This is a genomic window from Paenibacillus ottowii (assembly GCF_050516475.1).
In the GTDB taxonomy this organism is placed as follows: Bacteria; Bacillota; Bacilli; order Paenibacillales; family Paenibacillaceae; genus Paenibacillus; species Paenibacillus ottowii.
The window spans coordinates 2,334,143-2,347,356 of the sequence record NZ_CP191577.1 but is presented as its reverse complement, the minus strand read 5'-3'; the positions used below and the strand labels follow the sequence as shown (position 1 = coordinate 2,347,356).

General features: G+C 46.1%; 18 protein-coding genes. 16 read left to right on the top strand and 2 right to left on the bottom strand.

Annotation, left to right across the window (positions count from 1 at the left end; genetic code table 11):
- Window positions 1–136 precede the first annotated feature (136 nt).
- Together ACQQ6X_RS11250 and ACQQ6X_RS11245 are read right to left on the bottom strand one after the other, a co-directional pair.
- Window positions 137–562, bottom strand: coding sequence for an ImmA/IrrE family metallo-endopeptidase (locus ACQQ6X_RS11250; protein ID WP_305165382.1), 426 nt, complete (start codon window positions 560–562; stop codon window positions 137–139).
- 11 nt (window positions 563–573) lie between these two features.
- On the bottom strand, window positions 574–1,047 hold the full coding sequence (locus tag ACQQ6X_RS11245) for a helix-turn-helix domain-containing protein (protein WP_305165381.1): 474 nt from the start codon (window positions 1,045–1,047) through the stop codon (window positions 574–576).
- Window positions 1,048–1,325: 278 nt separating this feature from the next.
- Between ACQQ6X_RS11245 and ACQQ6X_RS11240 the strand changes: the two genes are divergently transcribed.
- The 16 genes from ACQQ6X_RS11240 (at window position 1,326) to ACQQ6X_RS11165 (ending at window position 13,213) form a co-directional block, all read left to right on the top strand.
- Complete coding sequence (locus ACQQ6X_RS11240; RefSeq protein ID WP_305165380.1) at window positions 1,326–1,814, top strand: ArpU family phage packaging/lysis transcriptional regulator; 489 nt, start codon at window positions 1,326–1,328, stop codon at window positions 1,812–1,814.
- Between the two features lie 106 nt (window positions 1,815–1,920).
- On the top strand, window positions 1,921–2,775 hold the full coding sequence (gene ant(6), locus ACQQ6X_RS11235; RefSeq protein WP_305165379.1) for an aminoglycoside 6-adenylyltransferase: 855 nt from the start codon (window positions 1,921–1,923) through the stop codon (window positions 2,773–2,775).
- A gap of 324 nt (window positions 2,776–3,099) precedes the next feature.
- Window positions 3,100–3,234: a hypothetical protein gene (locus tag ACQQ6X_RS11230; protein WP_305165650.1), complete on the top strand. Its 135-nt coding sequence runs from the start codon at window positions 3,100–3,102 to the stop codon at window positions 3,232–3,234.
- Complete coding sequence (locus ACQQ6X_RS11225) at window positions 3,231–4,091, top strand: hypothetical protein (protein ID WP_305165378.1); 861 nt, start codon at window positions 3,231–3,233, stop codon at window positions 4,089–4,091. Before ACQQ6X_RS11230 ends, ACQQ6X_RS11225 begins: the two co-directional genes overlap by 4 nt.
- Window positions 4,092–4,101: 10 nt before the next feature.
- A complete protein-coding gene (locus tag ACQQ6X_RS11220; RefSeq protein WP_064795486.1) occupies window positions 4,102–4,320 on the top strand; it encodes a hypothetical protein in 219 nt (72 codons plus the stop codon).
- Window positions 4,321–4,322: 2 nt separating this feature from the next.
- Complete coding sequence (locus ACQQ6X_RS11215) at window positions 4,323–5,789, top strand: phage tail sheath family protein (RefSeq protein WP_305165377.1); 1,467 nt, start codon at window positions 4,323–4,325, stop codon at window positions 5,787–5,789.
- Between the two features lie 122 nt (window positions 5,790–5,911).
- Window positions 5,912–6,319 carry a phage tail tube protein gene (locus ACQQ6X_RS11210; RefSeq protein ID WP_013369776.1) on the top strand — a complete coding sequence of 136 codons (408 nt, stop codon included), beginning with the start codon at window positions 5,912–5,914 and terminating at the stop codon, window positions 6,317–6,319.
- A 99-nt stretch (window positions 6,320–6,418) separates the two neighbouring features.
- Window positions 6,419–6,853, top strand: a complete 435-nt coding sequence (locus tag ACQQ6X_RS11205; RefSeq protein WP_007429164.1) for a phage tail assembly chaperone — start codon at window positions 6,419–6,421, stop codon at window positions 6,851–6,853.
- Window positions 6,854–6,876: 23 nt separating this feature from the next.
- Window positions 6,877–7,005, top strand: coding sequence for a hypothetical protein (locus ACQQ6X_RS11200; RefSeq protein WP_305165376.1), 129 nt, complete (start codon window positions 6,877–6,879; stop codon window positions 7,003–7,005).
- A 20-nt stretch (window positions 7,006–7,025) separates the two neighbouring features.
- Entirely contained in the window at window positions 7,026–8,906 is a 1,881-nt protein-coding gene (locus ACQQ6X_RS11195; RefSeq protein ID WP_305165375.1) for a transcriptional regulator, read from the top strand.
- Between the two features lie 16 nt (window positions 8,907–8,922).
- Window positions 8,923–9,564, top strand: coding sequence for a LysM peptidoglycan-binding domain-containing protein (locus tag ACQQ6X_RS11190; RefSeq protein ID WP_305165374.1), 642 nt, complete (start codon window positions 8,923–8,925; stop codon window positions 9,562–9,564).
- Complete coding sequence (locus ACQQ6X_RS11185) at window positions 9,561–10,538, top strand: XkdQ/YqbQ family protein (protein ID WP_305165373.1); 978 nt, start codon at window positions 9,561–9,563, stop codon at window positions 10,536–10,538. Before ACQQ6X_RS11190 ends, ACQQ6X_RS11185 begins: the two co-directional genes overlap by 4 nt.
- Window positions 10,531–10,938 carry a hypothetical protein gene (locus ACQQ6X_RS11180; protein ID WP_305165372.1) on the top strand — a complete coding sequence of 136 codons (408 nt, stop codon included), beginning with the start codon at window positions 10,531–10,533 and terminating at the stop codon, window positions 10,936–10,938. The genes ACQQ6X_RS11185 and ACQQ6X_RS11180 overlap by 8 nt, the downstream gene beginning before the upstream one ends.
- Window positions 10,925–11,395, top strand: coding sequence for a DUF2634 domain-containing protein (locus tag ACQQ6X_RS11175; protein WP_305165371.1), 471 nt, complete (start codon window positions 10,925–10,927; stop codon window positions 11,393–11,395). The genes ACQQ6X_RS11180 and ACQQ6X_RS11175 overlap by 14 nt, the downstream gene beginning before the upstream one ends.
- Window positions 11,395–12,546, top strand: a complete 1,152-nt coding sequence (locus tag ACQQ6X_RS11170; protein WP_305165370.1) for a baseplate J/gp47 family protein — start codon at window positions 11,395–11,397, stop codon at window positions 12,544–12,546. Before ACQQ6X_RS11175 ends, ACQQ6X_RS11170 begins: the two co-directional genes overlap by 1 nt.
- Window positions 12,539–13,213, top strand: a complete 675-nt coding sequence (locus ACQQ6X_RS11165; protein ID WP_305165369.1) for a YmfQ family protein — start codon at window positions 12,539–12,541, stop codon at window positions 13,211–13,213. Before ACQQ6X_RS11170 ends, ACQQ6X_RS11165 begins: the two co-directional genes overlap by 8 nt.
- Window position 13,214: the final 1 nt, after the last annotated feature.

Below are 13,214 nucleotides of genomic sequence, written 5' to 3'. Positions count from 1 at the left end.
CAGATGATTGTAAAAATAACTTCTATTTTATATCAAAGCACTACATTTTTTTGATCTATCGGTTGTTAAAGCTATCGTCAAATTGCCTACTATTATAGAGGAGTAATAAAATGAACAGGAACTCATAGAATGGGAACTAACGTTCTGATTTGTAGTCAAAAAAAAGGGCGGTCTCTTTAGGCAGCCCGATCCGCGGTAAATAGTGATCCAATGTTTCGTCAGCCAGCGGCGGATTCCCTTCACTCAGCAACAGTACGGCAAAGCGATTGGCCTGCTGTTCAAATTTGCCGGGGGAAAAGTAGGAATGCTCTTCCATAAAAAAGCGGCTAATCCCTTTATGCAGTCGATCATGGCCCAATTCATGCGCACAGACAAAACGTTCCCATTCTGGTGTAAGTCCATTGTGAATGACGATAAATCTCCTGCGTAGCTTGTGATAATACAACCCTTTGGTTGTGGAGCCCAGATCGCAGTAGCGGATATGGATGCCTAGGGCTTTCGCAATATCGAAAGGGCAATTGGTACGGTATTTTCGGACAAGTTTGTGAATGAGTTCGTTCATACGTTCACCTACTATCCCTGATCTTTGCTCGCACCGGGGTCGGCGGGCTTTTTATGTTTGTTCATTTGCTTGGCTTCCCAGAACAGGCCTGTCAGTACGTCCTTGATCCGTTGACGGTCTTTTTCATCCAGTGGAATGCCATCAAACATTAATTCGTCGTCTTCCTCCAGCATTTTTTTAAAATCCCGGCGGTCTTTGGGGGTTGCCCATTCCGGCACAGTAGAACGATAAAGTTCATGCGGATTATGCTCGATTGAATCATCGTCAGTCCAATATCCAGCCGCCTTCATCATTTCAGTATAGGATACGCTGAGCGCGTCCGCTATTTTACGGAGAGTGGAGGGTTTGGGAACGCCGCGAAGTCCATTTTCAATGCGGGAAATTTGTGAATTACTAATACCTGCGGCATCTGCCAATTGGTTGATGCTCAATTGCTTGTGCTCACGCTGCTGTTTTAAGTAAGTTCCGAATGCTGGCTGTTCCACAATGGAGCTCCTTTCTGCATTAGAATCATAGGTTTAGCTTTATTATACCATTAGGCAAATAGTAAAAGCACGTAATATGCCAAAAGGCATAGAAAAATAGAGCGAATATCCTGTTTTTGGGGCTATATTGCTTTTTTTCACGATGGATACCTATCCTAAATAATGTTATGTTATACTCAAGATGCGAACAAAAGGGGAACATAATGTAAACAAACGCGTTTTTCTATTTTAAAAATACATCATTGTCAAAAGGCATAATATAAGGAGTGTTGTTTTTTATGAGAAATAACTTACCCGAATTAGACCGACGCAAAACGCAGAATGCATTGGAGGGTGTGTTTGAGAAATACCGGATTTATAAAACAATAACCTTTATGGATCGGGAAAGCTTTATCACTGCTGGCTATACGGATCGCCCGAACGGACCCACGAATGTGACAAGCGACCCAACGGCCCGGACTGCCGTATATAATGTAGATGCTCCTGCCGCCCGCTTGGCCTATTGCCAAATGGTGGATGCGGTAGTGAGCCGCTTGAATGAACGTGAACAGCTGCTTATCCGTGAACGTTATTTAAAGGATGACGATGTGTTCGATTACAAGGTTTACAATTATGTGTTGGACCCACCAGTCAGCAAGGATACGTATACGAAGCTTCGTACGCGTGCTTTTTACAAAATGGCGCTAGCACTTGCAGACCAAGGTGTTTTGAATCTGGCAGGCTTGCAGAAGAGTGCGGATCGAATACTGGGTTCGGTAAATGCATAGGGGTCACAGCCTGTGGCTCTATTACCTAGATAGCAAGGAGTATGTACCACAACGGCGAATAAGAAGCATAGGTTCGTAATTAAGATGGGAACGGAGGAAGGATGCATTGAGAAGTGAACAAGAAATGCTGGATATGCTTGTAAAGTTTGCTATGAACGATGAAAGAATACGCTTGGTCACGCTGGAAGGATCGCGTACAAACTTCAATATTCCTCCCGATTCATTTCAAGATTATGATATTTCTTACTTTGTAACAGATATGGATTCTTTCAAGGAGAGTGATCAATGGCTTCACGTTTTTGGGAATAGGCTTATGATGCAAAAACCCGAGGATATGGAGCTTTTTCCATCAGAGCTAGGCAACTGGTTTTCATATATCATTCTTTTTGACGATGGGAACAAATTAGATCTGACACTGATCCCCATGAACGAGGTAGAGGATTATTTTACGAATAGCGATGGTTTAGTAGAGGTTTTGCTTGATAAGGATGCACTGATCCAAGAGGAAGTGATCGCAAACGATCGTCAATATTGGATTAAAAAGCCGACGGCCAGGGAATTTGATGATTGCTGTAATGAGTTTTGGATGGTTTCGACTTATATCGTAAAAGGATTGGCGAGAAAGGAAATCCTGTTTGCTATCGACCATTTAAACGAGATTGCACGACCTAATTTGCTGCGCATGATGGCTTGGAAGATTGGATCAGAGCAAGGGTACACCTTTAGTGTAGGAAAAAACTATAAATTTATAAATCAGTATCTTCCTAATGAAGATTGGGAAAGCCTACTATCTACTTACTCTGAGAACGGCTATCGAGAAATGTGGCAGTCTTTACTTACTTGCTATGCATTGTTTAGAACATACGCTAAGGCTGTGGCCAGCAGTTTGAAATATGAGTATCCAGATTACGATGAAGCCATCACTAGATATACTGAAAATATTTATAATTCATTAAATTGAATGATATCCATAACCGCTCTTTTTAAAGGGCGGTTATTTTTTTTTGTGCAGCATTAACAATGAGATTAAGCGTGTTTTAATGAAGGGAACTAGTGTTCGCAAAATACCACCTAACTTCATCCCTAGTCTCTGCTTTTATCGTCCATTTCCCCGGCAGCGCATTCGTTATTAGGGTGTAAGATTATATCATCGGGAATCAAGACAAGAGGACATACCGAAGACACACACAGTCAAACGTTAGCCGGCCAAAAGGGCCGGTTTTTTCATGCGGTCATCGTCTTTGTCACTTCCCGGGAATTCGATGTATAGAAAGGAGGAGTCGTGTTGCCTAAGCAAGAGATGCTGCAATGCATGAGTACGAGGCTGCGCCGTGTGAGAACATGGAAGTGGAAAAAAGCCTGGCTAAACAGTTACAACATGCGAGCACAAGATACGCAAGGGTGGCATGCCACAGGATGAGACAGGCCTTTAAGCAAAAGCTCATTGACATTATTCCAGCGCTGCAAGGGCGTGTATACGATGTTCAGCCACCCTCGCAGACGGCAGAGGAGCCGTATGCGGTTATGGCACTGGGCGAGGAAATCTGGAAATCTTCCTGGGCCGGTTACCGGCAGATTGTCCGCATCAAGCTGTACGCAGGACAAGCGGGACTGGCGCAGGCAGATGTATGGGCGAATGCCCTGATTGCCGGGCTGCACCGGACACCGGTGACAGGCAAAGGTGAGGATACGTCAGCTTTTACCGCACATTATTTGGGTGTGCGGGATGCAGAAAAGCTGGACACGGTTACGGGCAAGGCCTATAGAACATTGCGTTTTGGCGTATATGTGCCTGAAACCGAAGGCGGTTCTGCTACTCCAGCATCTAATGCAGCACAGCCGGAAGAGTGGCTGGCAGCGTTGGTCCACTGGACGCAGAAGCAACTGGGCGAATCATGGTCGGTATACGCCGACGCATGGCCTGCTCAGCCGGGAAGCCATGCGGTATTATGGCGGCTGAGCGGCTGCGAAACCCGGATGGCGGGAGCTTCCATGTATGAGCTCCGCAAACGGTTTATCGGGCATATCATCGCCCCGGATACCACCGAGGAAAACCACGCAGCTTCCGCGCTGGTTGAGGGCTTTGCCGCTCAAATCCAGCTTCCTCTGGAGCAGGACAAGGGCCGTTATATGTCTATGGCTGAAGCTTCAGCTGATTTACAGGCAGATGCCATTTTAGACGGTCAGCTTAGGTTGATGCTTGTACAACGGCGTATGCGTCCGGCTGAGGAAGCGGCGTTGATTCGCAGAGTGGAAATTCATCCTATTTTGAAATGAGGTGGTCTGAGTGACCTTGGAAAACCATGAGAAGAGCCTGCTAAATGCAGGGCAGGAAGCAAGTGACCCACGCTACACGCTGGAGGAACTAAAGGAGCACGCAGAATCATTGTTTTCTGTAAAAGAAGAAGTGCTGGCAGGCGCCTTTTTTGGCACACAGGACAAGCTGTTTACGGTAGCAGAAGCACACACTAAAATCGAACAATTTATGAAAGCGAAGGTGGATTAATTATGGCAGGCGGAACATGGGAAAACACGAATAAACCGGTATTACCGGGTTTGTATATGAATTTTCAGGCAGCAGCAGCTTCAGCGATTCAAGGTGGATCGCGCGGTACGGTCGTTGTACCCGTTAAGGCGAATTGGGGCCCTGTACGTGAGTTTGTAGAGGTTGGCAGTGAAACGGCGATTAGCCAAATCTTCTCCGGTGACAGTGAGAATGGTGCGACAGCATATTCCACGTTGTATCTGGCTTTGCTGGGAGGTCCGAAAAAACTGCTCGCTTACCGGTTGGCAGATGACACGGCTGCTGAGGCGTCTGTAACGCTAAAAAGTGGTGGCGAGACCCCAACCGATGTGCTGCGTTTGAAGGCTTTGTACACAGGTAGCCGCGGTAATGGTTTTGCCGTAACGGTACAGCCGACTTTGGGCGACGAACAAGCTCGAGAGGTGCGCCTGTATGAAGGAACCAAGCTGCTCGGTACGTACAAAGGCAGCGACGGTACGGCTGCATCGATTGCCAAGGCGATGAACGAGAACAGCGAAAACGTATGGGTGAAGGCTGAGGTTGTCGGCGAAGGCGGCATCCCGGTGGATGTTAGCGGCGTACACCTGACAGGCGGCAATAGTGGCAATAGCAAGCTGGTTAATGCCGATTACATTGCGATGCAGGAAGCACTTGAAGGACAGGATTTTAATGTGCTGGCCCTGGATTATGCAGCCGATCTGGCGTTGCTGCAAAGCTTTGCTGCCTGGATCAAACGTGTCCGGAATGAAGGCAAAGGCGTCATCGCTGTATTCGGCGGTTCTGCCGCGGACGATGTGTCCAAAACGGCTGTTAGCTTGGCCTCTGCACGTTCCCTGGCACTTAATCATGAAGGTATCGTGAACGTGGGTACAGGCGTACGTCTGGCAGGTACAGACTATAGTTCCGCCCAAACGGCTGCCTATGTAGCCGGACTGATCGCAGGCCAACGTTTGAACCAATCCGCAACGTATGCAGTTACGCCTTTTGAGGATGTAACCCGCCGCTGGACACGTTCCGAGCAGGAACAGGCTGTCCGTAACGGGGTTTTCCTCCTGTTCTTCGACGGCCGTCAAGTTAAAGCACTGCGTGGAATCAACAGCTTGGTGAACCCGTCTGCCGGACAAAACAACGCATGGAAGAAAATCCGTTCCATCCGTGTCATGGATGCTATTAACGCTGACTTGCAGCGTGCAGCCGAAGAAACTTATATTGGCAAAATCAACAACACGGTGGAAGGCCGTCTGGCACTCATCGGTGCGATCAAAGAATACCTGGCACAGCTGTCCCTGAGCAACGTAATCGAGGCAGATGGCTACGATGTCATTCTTGACCCAGCCTACTACGGTGATGCGCCAGTCATCAAACCGGAGCCAGACCAAGTGTTCCTGCAATGGAATGTGAAGCTCACCGACGTGATGGAGCAGCTGTTCGGCACATTTTACGTGCAATAAATCAGCGTTTTACGCTCATAAGCAATTTGCAGGTGATCAGTAGGAATAAAGTAGCTTTTTAATAACGAGGATTTTGTGAAATCTCGAACTATATTATGAATTATTTTGAGGAGGAAAAAGAAATGTTGGATGCTTCAAGAGTTATTTTAGGTACGTTTGGTCAGGCATATATTGATGGGGTATGGCAGACACATATTAACAAGCTGGAAGCTAGCGTGGAAATTGATAAAAGAGAACTGAATTTGGTAGGTAACACGTGGAAAGTCCATAAAAATGGAGCTAAAAAAGGTACTGGAACAATGAGTGGTTACAAAGTAACTTCTGATATGATTCGTCGTGGTTTTGAGAAATTTGATATTATTTCCAAGCTGGACGATCCCGAATCTTTTGGGCATGAACGTGTTCGTTTGATTCGCTGCATGCCGGATAAAATTCAATTGGCTAACTGGACTGCAGGGGAAGAAGTGCCAGAAGAAACTACTTTCACCTTCGAAGGCTATGAACTGTTGGATCCGATTGTAGCGAACTAAATTGGTTAACGGGGAATGGGATGCTGTCAGGTGTCCCGTTCCCCAAATGCATATAAGAATTTGTGAAATTCTGAAATAAACAATAAGGGAGAATGACTTATGAGCTTGAATGAGAATATGACAGAAGAACAAATTTTGGACAGTCTGTTTGAAGCCGCTGAAAAACTACCGGAAGAAACGGTTCGTATCAAGCGCCTCGATATGAAAATTGTGCTGCATGGTCTGACCTCCAGTAAGGTAGATAGCATTCGTGAGCGTTGCACGATTCGTCGAACCGTGAAGGGTGCCGTTGATGAAAAAGTAGATACCGAAACGTTCAACGCCTTGTTGATTTCGGAAGCTACCGGAAAGCTGGAAGTGAAGGGCCTGTCCCTTAACGGCTGGGGAGATCCTCGGATTACAAGCCGCTTGAAGCTGTCCGGTGGCGAACAGTCTGTCCGCCGTATGCTGCTGGCGGGTGAACTGGATGCAGTAGGGGATAAAGTGCTGGAACTGTCCGGTTTTGGCGTTGAGATTGCAGATCTAAAAAACTAATCGGCTCCGGGGGAATGACGACGATGCTGTATCACTTGTGGGTCCGGCACCACCTTCGTCCCGGAGACTTTTGGCGGCTTCCCCGCGGTGAGCGCATACTGCTGCTGGCGTTTGCTGAAGAAGAACTAGATGCTCTAGCAGATAATATGTAGTAGTTAAAGGAGGTGTAGGTGTGGATGATATTTTGGATATAAGAAGTTTAAGTAGAGTTAATAAAGAATTAAAAGCTATGGATCGATACTTTGAGAGTATCCAGAAGAGGACAAGAAATTTTGGGCTTAGTAGTTTCCAAAGACAAAAGATAGTTATTGACCAAACTACGGAGTCAGTTAAGCGACTTTCTAATGCGTTGAGTAATTTAACTTCACGTTTATATAAAATAAATCGCCTGACCCGAAATTTATCTGGAATTAAGATTGCTGTTAAATGTTCCTGTTCCAAGGACTGCTCGAAATGTAAGATGACAACTTGCACTAAGAATGGCGGTTCCTATTGGTTTAATCATTCCTTGATCGAACAGCAAAACAAAATTAGTATCCAACAAAAAAATCAGAAAAATGGAAAAAATAATAATGTTGCAATCCCTAACATACCTTTAGGGTCTAAAATATCCAGCAATCTTGGTAAGTCTCAAATTTCTCAAAGTTCAGCGAGTAAAAATAATGAAAAACAGAAGATTGTTATAAAAAAACCTGTTATGGATCTTATGAACTTCTTTAAGTTTTTTAATAAGCCGAAAGACTTTGTAGAATCACTAAATAAAACTGTTAAAGCCTACAGGGCCATTACTCTGTCACAAGTTGCTGCAATGCCTGCATGGTTAAAGAATACTAAAACTTGGATCGACGATGTAGCAAATCAAATTAAAACATCTACTGTATACACGCAAGCAGCTTCTATATTTTCCAGTACTCCTTCTTGGCTGAAAACAGGATTAAAAGGTGCAGCGAAATATGGAGGAAAAGCTATTGGGTTTGCTGATTTAGGCTTTGATATAAGTGAGATTCTTAATGCTAAGGGAGAAGAAAAATATAAACTGATTGGGAAATTAGTTGCAGGAAAAACCGGAAATATTTTAGGGAAATCCTTTGGTATGCAAGTCGGTTCAAAAGTTCCCTATGCCGGAGTTGTGTTAGCTCCTGTCCTTGGTTATATATTTGGAGAAATAGGTGAAAAATTGTTTGAGCCGTTAGGGGAGAAAGGAATGGAGAAAGTTTGGTATGCCAAAACGCATCTTAAAGGCTGGACAAAATCTTTAAAGGAAAGTATCGATCAGACTACACAAGACTTCAAACAAGGTATGATTGGTTTTAATAATGAAGTAGCTATAAAAGTGAACAACATAAAGGCTGCTACTCCTACTACAATTGATCATTGGAGTAAACAACTCGAAAGCTTCATCGGTAATCAGACGGGGAATCTGATGTGGGGAGTTGACAACTTGACCGAGAAAATATCAAGAAAAGTACCTGCTTCTAATAAAATACTGAATAACGTGAGAGAGCCTCTTAAAAATAAGATTAATGTTACAGGGAATTATCTGAAAAATAGTATTCCAGGTCTCAGTGAAGGGGTCAAGGAGAAAATCAACAATATTAGTGAAGGGACTAAAAATTTCTCTAATAAATTGAATAACTTTGTTCAGAAAAATGCTGACCCTTTTAAAGAAAAGGTTAAAAAAGCAACATCAAAAGCAAGTGATTTCCTTCAAATGATCTTGGATTCTCCAGAGAAATTGGACTGGGAGCTTATTCAGAGTACAGAGAAAACTGCTGCTAAAAAAAGTACTCCAAATAAATATTCTCGGAATTTAGTTGCAAGTTCTAGAACATATCGTGCAAATGATAGACACAGAACGGCAGCAGTCCATTCAGTAAAGAACACAAATAGAAATAAATCAAACATGCAAGTGAATATGCCAACAGGAGCAATTCAGGTGGCTGTTGGTGAACGTGTTAATTTTGATGCTTTGGCTTCAGAAGTAGGCAAACGCTTCGTAGCAGGATTCCGTCAAGCTATGGATAACAACAAGACAGCGAGGGCCCTAGTGTGAGTAGGAGGTGAATAGTATGGAGTTTAGTTTGACGGATGGTAAAGGGAAAAAGTTTCAGTTTCCAGTAAATCCTGAGGAAGTAACAATTTCACGGCAAAAAGGATTTGATACAACGACAATTTTGTCCTACGGGGAGTTTGATTTTCCGCAAGGAGAGAAGGTGAAGGAAATCTCCTTCTCTTCTTTTTTTCCGAAAGAATACAATCCAGCGTATTGCACATATGAAGATATCCCTGATCCGCAGGAGGCCATGAACACGTTGAATGGCTTTTTGTTATCCAAGAGCCCGCTACGCTTTATCATTACAGAGACAGCCGTAAATGTACCTGTAATTGTGGCTTCTCATAATTCAACCTTTCGGGGCGGGGAATATGGGGATGTGAATTTTGATTTGTCACTGCGAACCTGGAGTGAAATGAAAGTAGCCAAAAAAGCCGGCAGTGGGGCAAAGACTGCTACAGTGAACAAGAAGCCTCGCACGGATATGAAAGAAAAAAAGAAGACTTACACGGTTAAATCGGGAGATTCCTTGTCCAAAATTGCCAAGCTGGAGTTGGGGGACAGCTCGCAATGGAGTCGCATTTATCAGCTTAACAAAAAGGTCATTGGGCAAAATCCAAATTCTATTAAACCGGGTCAAAAGCTGGTGTTATCATGAGCTACAAAGTCATTTTACAGGATAAATATGATTTATCTCCTCTCGTAGAGAACATTAATTTAAGGGATTCGCTGGAGCAAATCGCTTATCAGGGTACGGTCAATTTGGTGGTTACGCCGGATATGCCGCCCATTTCTCCAGGGATGTCGATTCGGGTAAGTGGGATTCCTTATGGTAAAAAGGATTATGTCCCGTTGCTGTCTCCAGCCGTTATTTGGGAAGTAGAAACTTCGAACAATGGGCTCAAACGTATGACGCTGACGATATATGATCGCACCGTATATTTGGACAAGTCCGAGGATGAATATTTGCTCCCTGCCAAACAGACAGCTACCCAGCGTTTTCAGAAGTATGCGAGGGACTGGAAACTAAAAATCGCTTCATTGCCAGACACAAAAAAGCAGCTCGGGCGCGCTGTATACCGAACACAGTCCATTTACTCCATGATGCTGGGAGATCTGCGGGAAACGGCCAAGGCGGGCGGCAAGCTGTATCATCCACGGATGGTTACTTCCGGTTTGGAGCTTTATGAACTGGGCACGAACAAAGATGTGTATATTTTGGAAAGAGTGACCGATACGACACAATCCCTTACGCTGGAAGGCGCGGCCACGAGAGTGAAGGTGCTGGCTACGGCGGCAAGCGAGACGGGCAAAGAGGTTCCTTCCAAAGTGATGGCACTTGAAGAAAAGGACATTGCCAAATATGGAACCCTTCAGGTAATCGTGCAGGATGACGAGGTGAAGTCGGGGGCAGCGGCACGCGAGTTGGCCAAAAGTAAGCTGAGAGGCATACAGCAGACGATATCGGTAAATGCGCCAGATATGAACACGATTCGAGCAGGAGACGCGGTAATGTTAGGTTCTATGAAGCTGTTGGTGATTTCAGTGAGCAGGGAATTGGGCAACCCCGGCAGTATGTCGTTGGAGCTCGGAACGTATGACGATGTAAAAAGGAGGTTTTACCTTGAATAAGGACCCCTATGGGCATTTAGCCACTGCGCTGCAATCTTCATTTCTTAAACACACCAAGCATGCGCTGAGCGGAGTAGGTGCAGTATTAGGTACTATCACCTCCACGGGACTCAAGCTGGATGATTTTAAACATGAGCTTCAGGATTATCTAGTCGCCGAGCTGCCGGGTCTGCTATCTGTACCACGTCATATGTACAAAGGTACCTCAACCTCGGTGGAATCAGAAAATTGGGAGGGCAAAGAGCTAAAAACTTCCTTTTATATCGGGGAAGATGAGCTGGAGGATGTAAATCTGAGTCTGAACAAAGGGCTTAAGCCGGGGGATCGTGTACTGGCGGTGCGGGTGAATAGTGGTAACGATGTGGTGGTTGTGTGTAAGGTGGTGAATGGACGTGGCTAATTTATTTCCCGAAACAGATGATATGATTTGGACAGACACAGATGTGACCGATCCAGATGTGCTGGAGGATAACCGTGCAGTATTTGGGCGAAGCTGGAGGTTTGATTTTGAAGCCGGCGAGTTTGTTATGAGCCCTAGCCGTAAAATCGTGACTACAGGTGAGAAAGAAGCCTGGGTACAGTGGTGTGAAAAAGCGATTCGCACTCCTCGTTATCGGCATGTGATCTATTCGCCTGACTATGGAAGTGAGCTGGAGGAGCTGATTGGCAGCAGCTATGGGCACGGTGTGCAGGAAAGTGAAATTAAACGCATGGTCACAGAGGCGTTGCTAGCAGATGCACGTACGGCGAGTGTGGATCAGTTTATGTTTCGCTGGGAAGGTGAGGCATGCTATTTTAGCTGCCAGATTACGAACGTGCGAGATGAAACGGAAATTGTGGAAAGTGTGGTGATCTAATGGCAGACTTGCCGGAATATTTGGTAGACCAGACGGAAGAGGAAATCTTAAATCGAATGCTGGAAAAAGTGCCTTCGGACATTGATAAGTCCGAGGGCTCTTTTATTTGGGATGCGCAGGCGCCGGTAGCGTTTATGCTTTCTGAAGCCGCAATCTGGGCGCAGGAGCTGCTGCGTCGAGGCTTTGCCAGCACAGTAGCCAGCGATAACCCGGATTTTCGCTCGCCAGAGCTGGATTTGCGGGCAGCAGAACATGGAGTGACTCGGCGGGAAGCCGTTGCGGCCTCAGGGAAGGTCAAGTTCACAGGCACAGCGGGGACAACTGTCCCAGCGGGAACGTTGGTGGCGACACCGGCAGATGATGTGTCCGGAGAAGCCTCCATTGAGTATGCGACCACGGCCTCGGTCACGCTGGATGAGCAGGGCACAGGGGAAGCAATCATTCGGGCGGTCAACCCTGGGCGCCGCGGCAATGTTCCAGCAGGCGTCATCCAGGTGATGGCTACTCCGATTAGCGGGGTTTCCTCCGTGATCAATACGGAGGAAACCAAAAGCGGCACAGACGTTGAGAGCGACCAGCTGTTACTGGAGCGTTTTTATGCCAAGGTGCGGAACCAGGGCACAAGCGGCAACAAGGCGCAGTATACCCAGTGGGCAAATGAGATTGCTGGAGTGGGTGGCGTAGAGGTTGTTCCGCTCTGGAAAGGACCAGGAACAGTGGGGTTATATGTGCTGGATACGGATAAACGCGCTGCCAGCCCGGATATCGTGGCTGCGGTGCAGAAGTATATTGATCCGACTCAGGATGGGCAAGGGGAAGGGCTGGCACCAGCGGGTCCCGTGGTGACAGTCATGCCCGCGGCTGAAGTAGTAATAAACATTTCGGTCAAAGTACAGCGCACCAAAGAGAAGCCATCCACACTGGATGAAATCAAAAAGCTGATTGAAAACGGTGTGCGGGCGTATTTGAAGCAGCTTGCTTTTTACAAGGCAGATCCGTTGGTACGGTACACCCGGATTTCTGCTGTGCTTCTGGACATTCCAATTATTATTGATTTCTCTGAACTGAAAATCAATGGACTGAGCAATCAGAATATTGAGATTGGATCAGGTCAGGTGGCCGTGCTGGGGACGGTGAGCGTCAGTGAGTAACAGCGGAATGAACAGTTTTGAAGAGCTTTTGAATAACCCAGACGAGGGAAAACGTACAAATCGTAGTGACACTTTTGTTAATCGAGTAACTCTAGCGGAAGATGGACTGGGCCAAATGAGCAGCGAGCGGGGACGCGAGCTGCTTTCCTATTTGCCTGCCTATTATGAAACCTCACGTGTGATGCGTTCTGATATGGATGCTAAAGGAAGCGAATTGGACGCTTTGTATCTTGCAATGGATGCAACGGTGGGACAGTTTTTCGTACGTACTGCCACCTGGGGGCTGGAACGCTGGGAAATGGAGCTGGGGATCGAAACCGACCTGGCGAAGCCATTGGATCAACGGCGCGCCGTGGTGGAATCGAAGCTGCGAGGGGCAGGAACTTTTTCCGGCCAGCTTGTTAAAAATGTAGCTGAAGCGTATGACGGAGGCACGGTAGAGGTTACTTTTCATCCTGCCGAATGGGGATTTACGGTCAAATTTATAGATACCATCGGGATTCCCCCCAATGTGGATGATCTTAAAGCAGCCATTGAGGAGATCAAGCCCGCTCACATGGCAGTGGAGTATAAATTACGTTACCTGACCATTGCCGAAGTGGAGTCTATGACTCTCTATGAAAATGAACATACAACACAGGATAGATATTTAGGAGGTGGCGCATAAC

Bases quoted from the DNA above. Each gene is read 5' to 3' on its own strand.
- ACQQ6X_RS11170 (WP_305165370.1), top strand. From the start codon at position 11,395: ATGGCAGACTTGCCGGAATATTTGGTAGACCAGACGGAAGAGGAAATC.
- ACQQ6X_RS11200 (WP_305165376.1), top strand. From the start codon at position 6,877: ATGCTGTATCACTTGTGGGTCCGGCACCACCTTCGTCCCGGAGACTTT.
- ACQQ6X_RS11205 (WP_007429164.1), top strand. From the start codon at position 6,419: ATGAGCTTGAATGAGAATATGACAGAAGAACAAATTTTGGACAGTCTG.
- ACQQ6X_RS11225 (WP_305165378.1), top strand. From the start codon at position 3,231: ATGAGACAGGCCTTTAAGCAAAAGCTCATTGACATTATTCCAGCGCTG.
- ACQQ6X_RS11210 (WP_013369776.1), top strand. From the start codon at position 5,912: ATGTTGGATGCTTCAAGAGTTATTTTAGGTACGTTTGGTCAGGCATAT.
- ACQQ6X_RS11175 (WP_305165371.1), top strand. From the start codon at position 10,925: ATGGACGTGGCTAATTTATTTCCCGAAACAGATGATATGATTTGGACA.
- ACQQ6X_RS11185 (WP_305165373.1), top strand. From the start codon at position 9,561: ATGAGCTACAAAGTCATTTTACAGGATAAATATGATTTATCTCCTCTC.
- ACQQ6X_RS11215 (WP_305165377.1), top strand. From the start codon at position 4,323: ATGGCAGGCGGAACATGGGAAAACACGAATAAACCGGTATTACCGGGT.
- ACQQ6X_RS11250 (WP_305165382.1), bottom strand. From the start codon at position 562: ATGAACGAACTCATTCACAAACTTGTCCGAAAATACCGTACCAATTGC.
- ACQQ6X_RS11190 (WP_305165374.1), top strand. From the start codon at position 8,923: ATGGAGTTTAGTTTGACGGATGGTAAAGGGAAAAAGTTTCAGTTTCCA.
- ACQQ6X_RS11240 (WP_305165380.1), top strand. From the start codon at position 1,326: ATGAGAAATAACTTACCCGAATTAGACCGACGCAAAACGCAGAATGCA.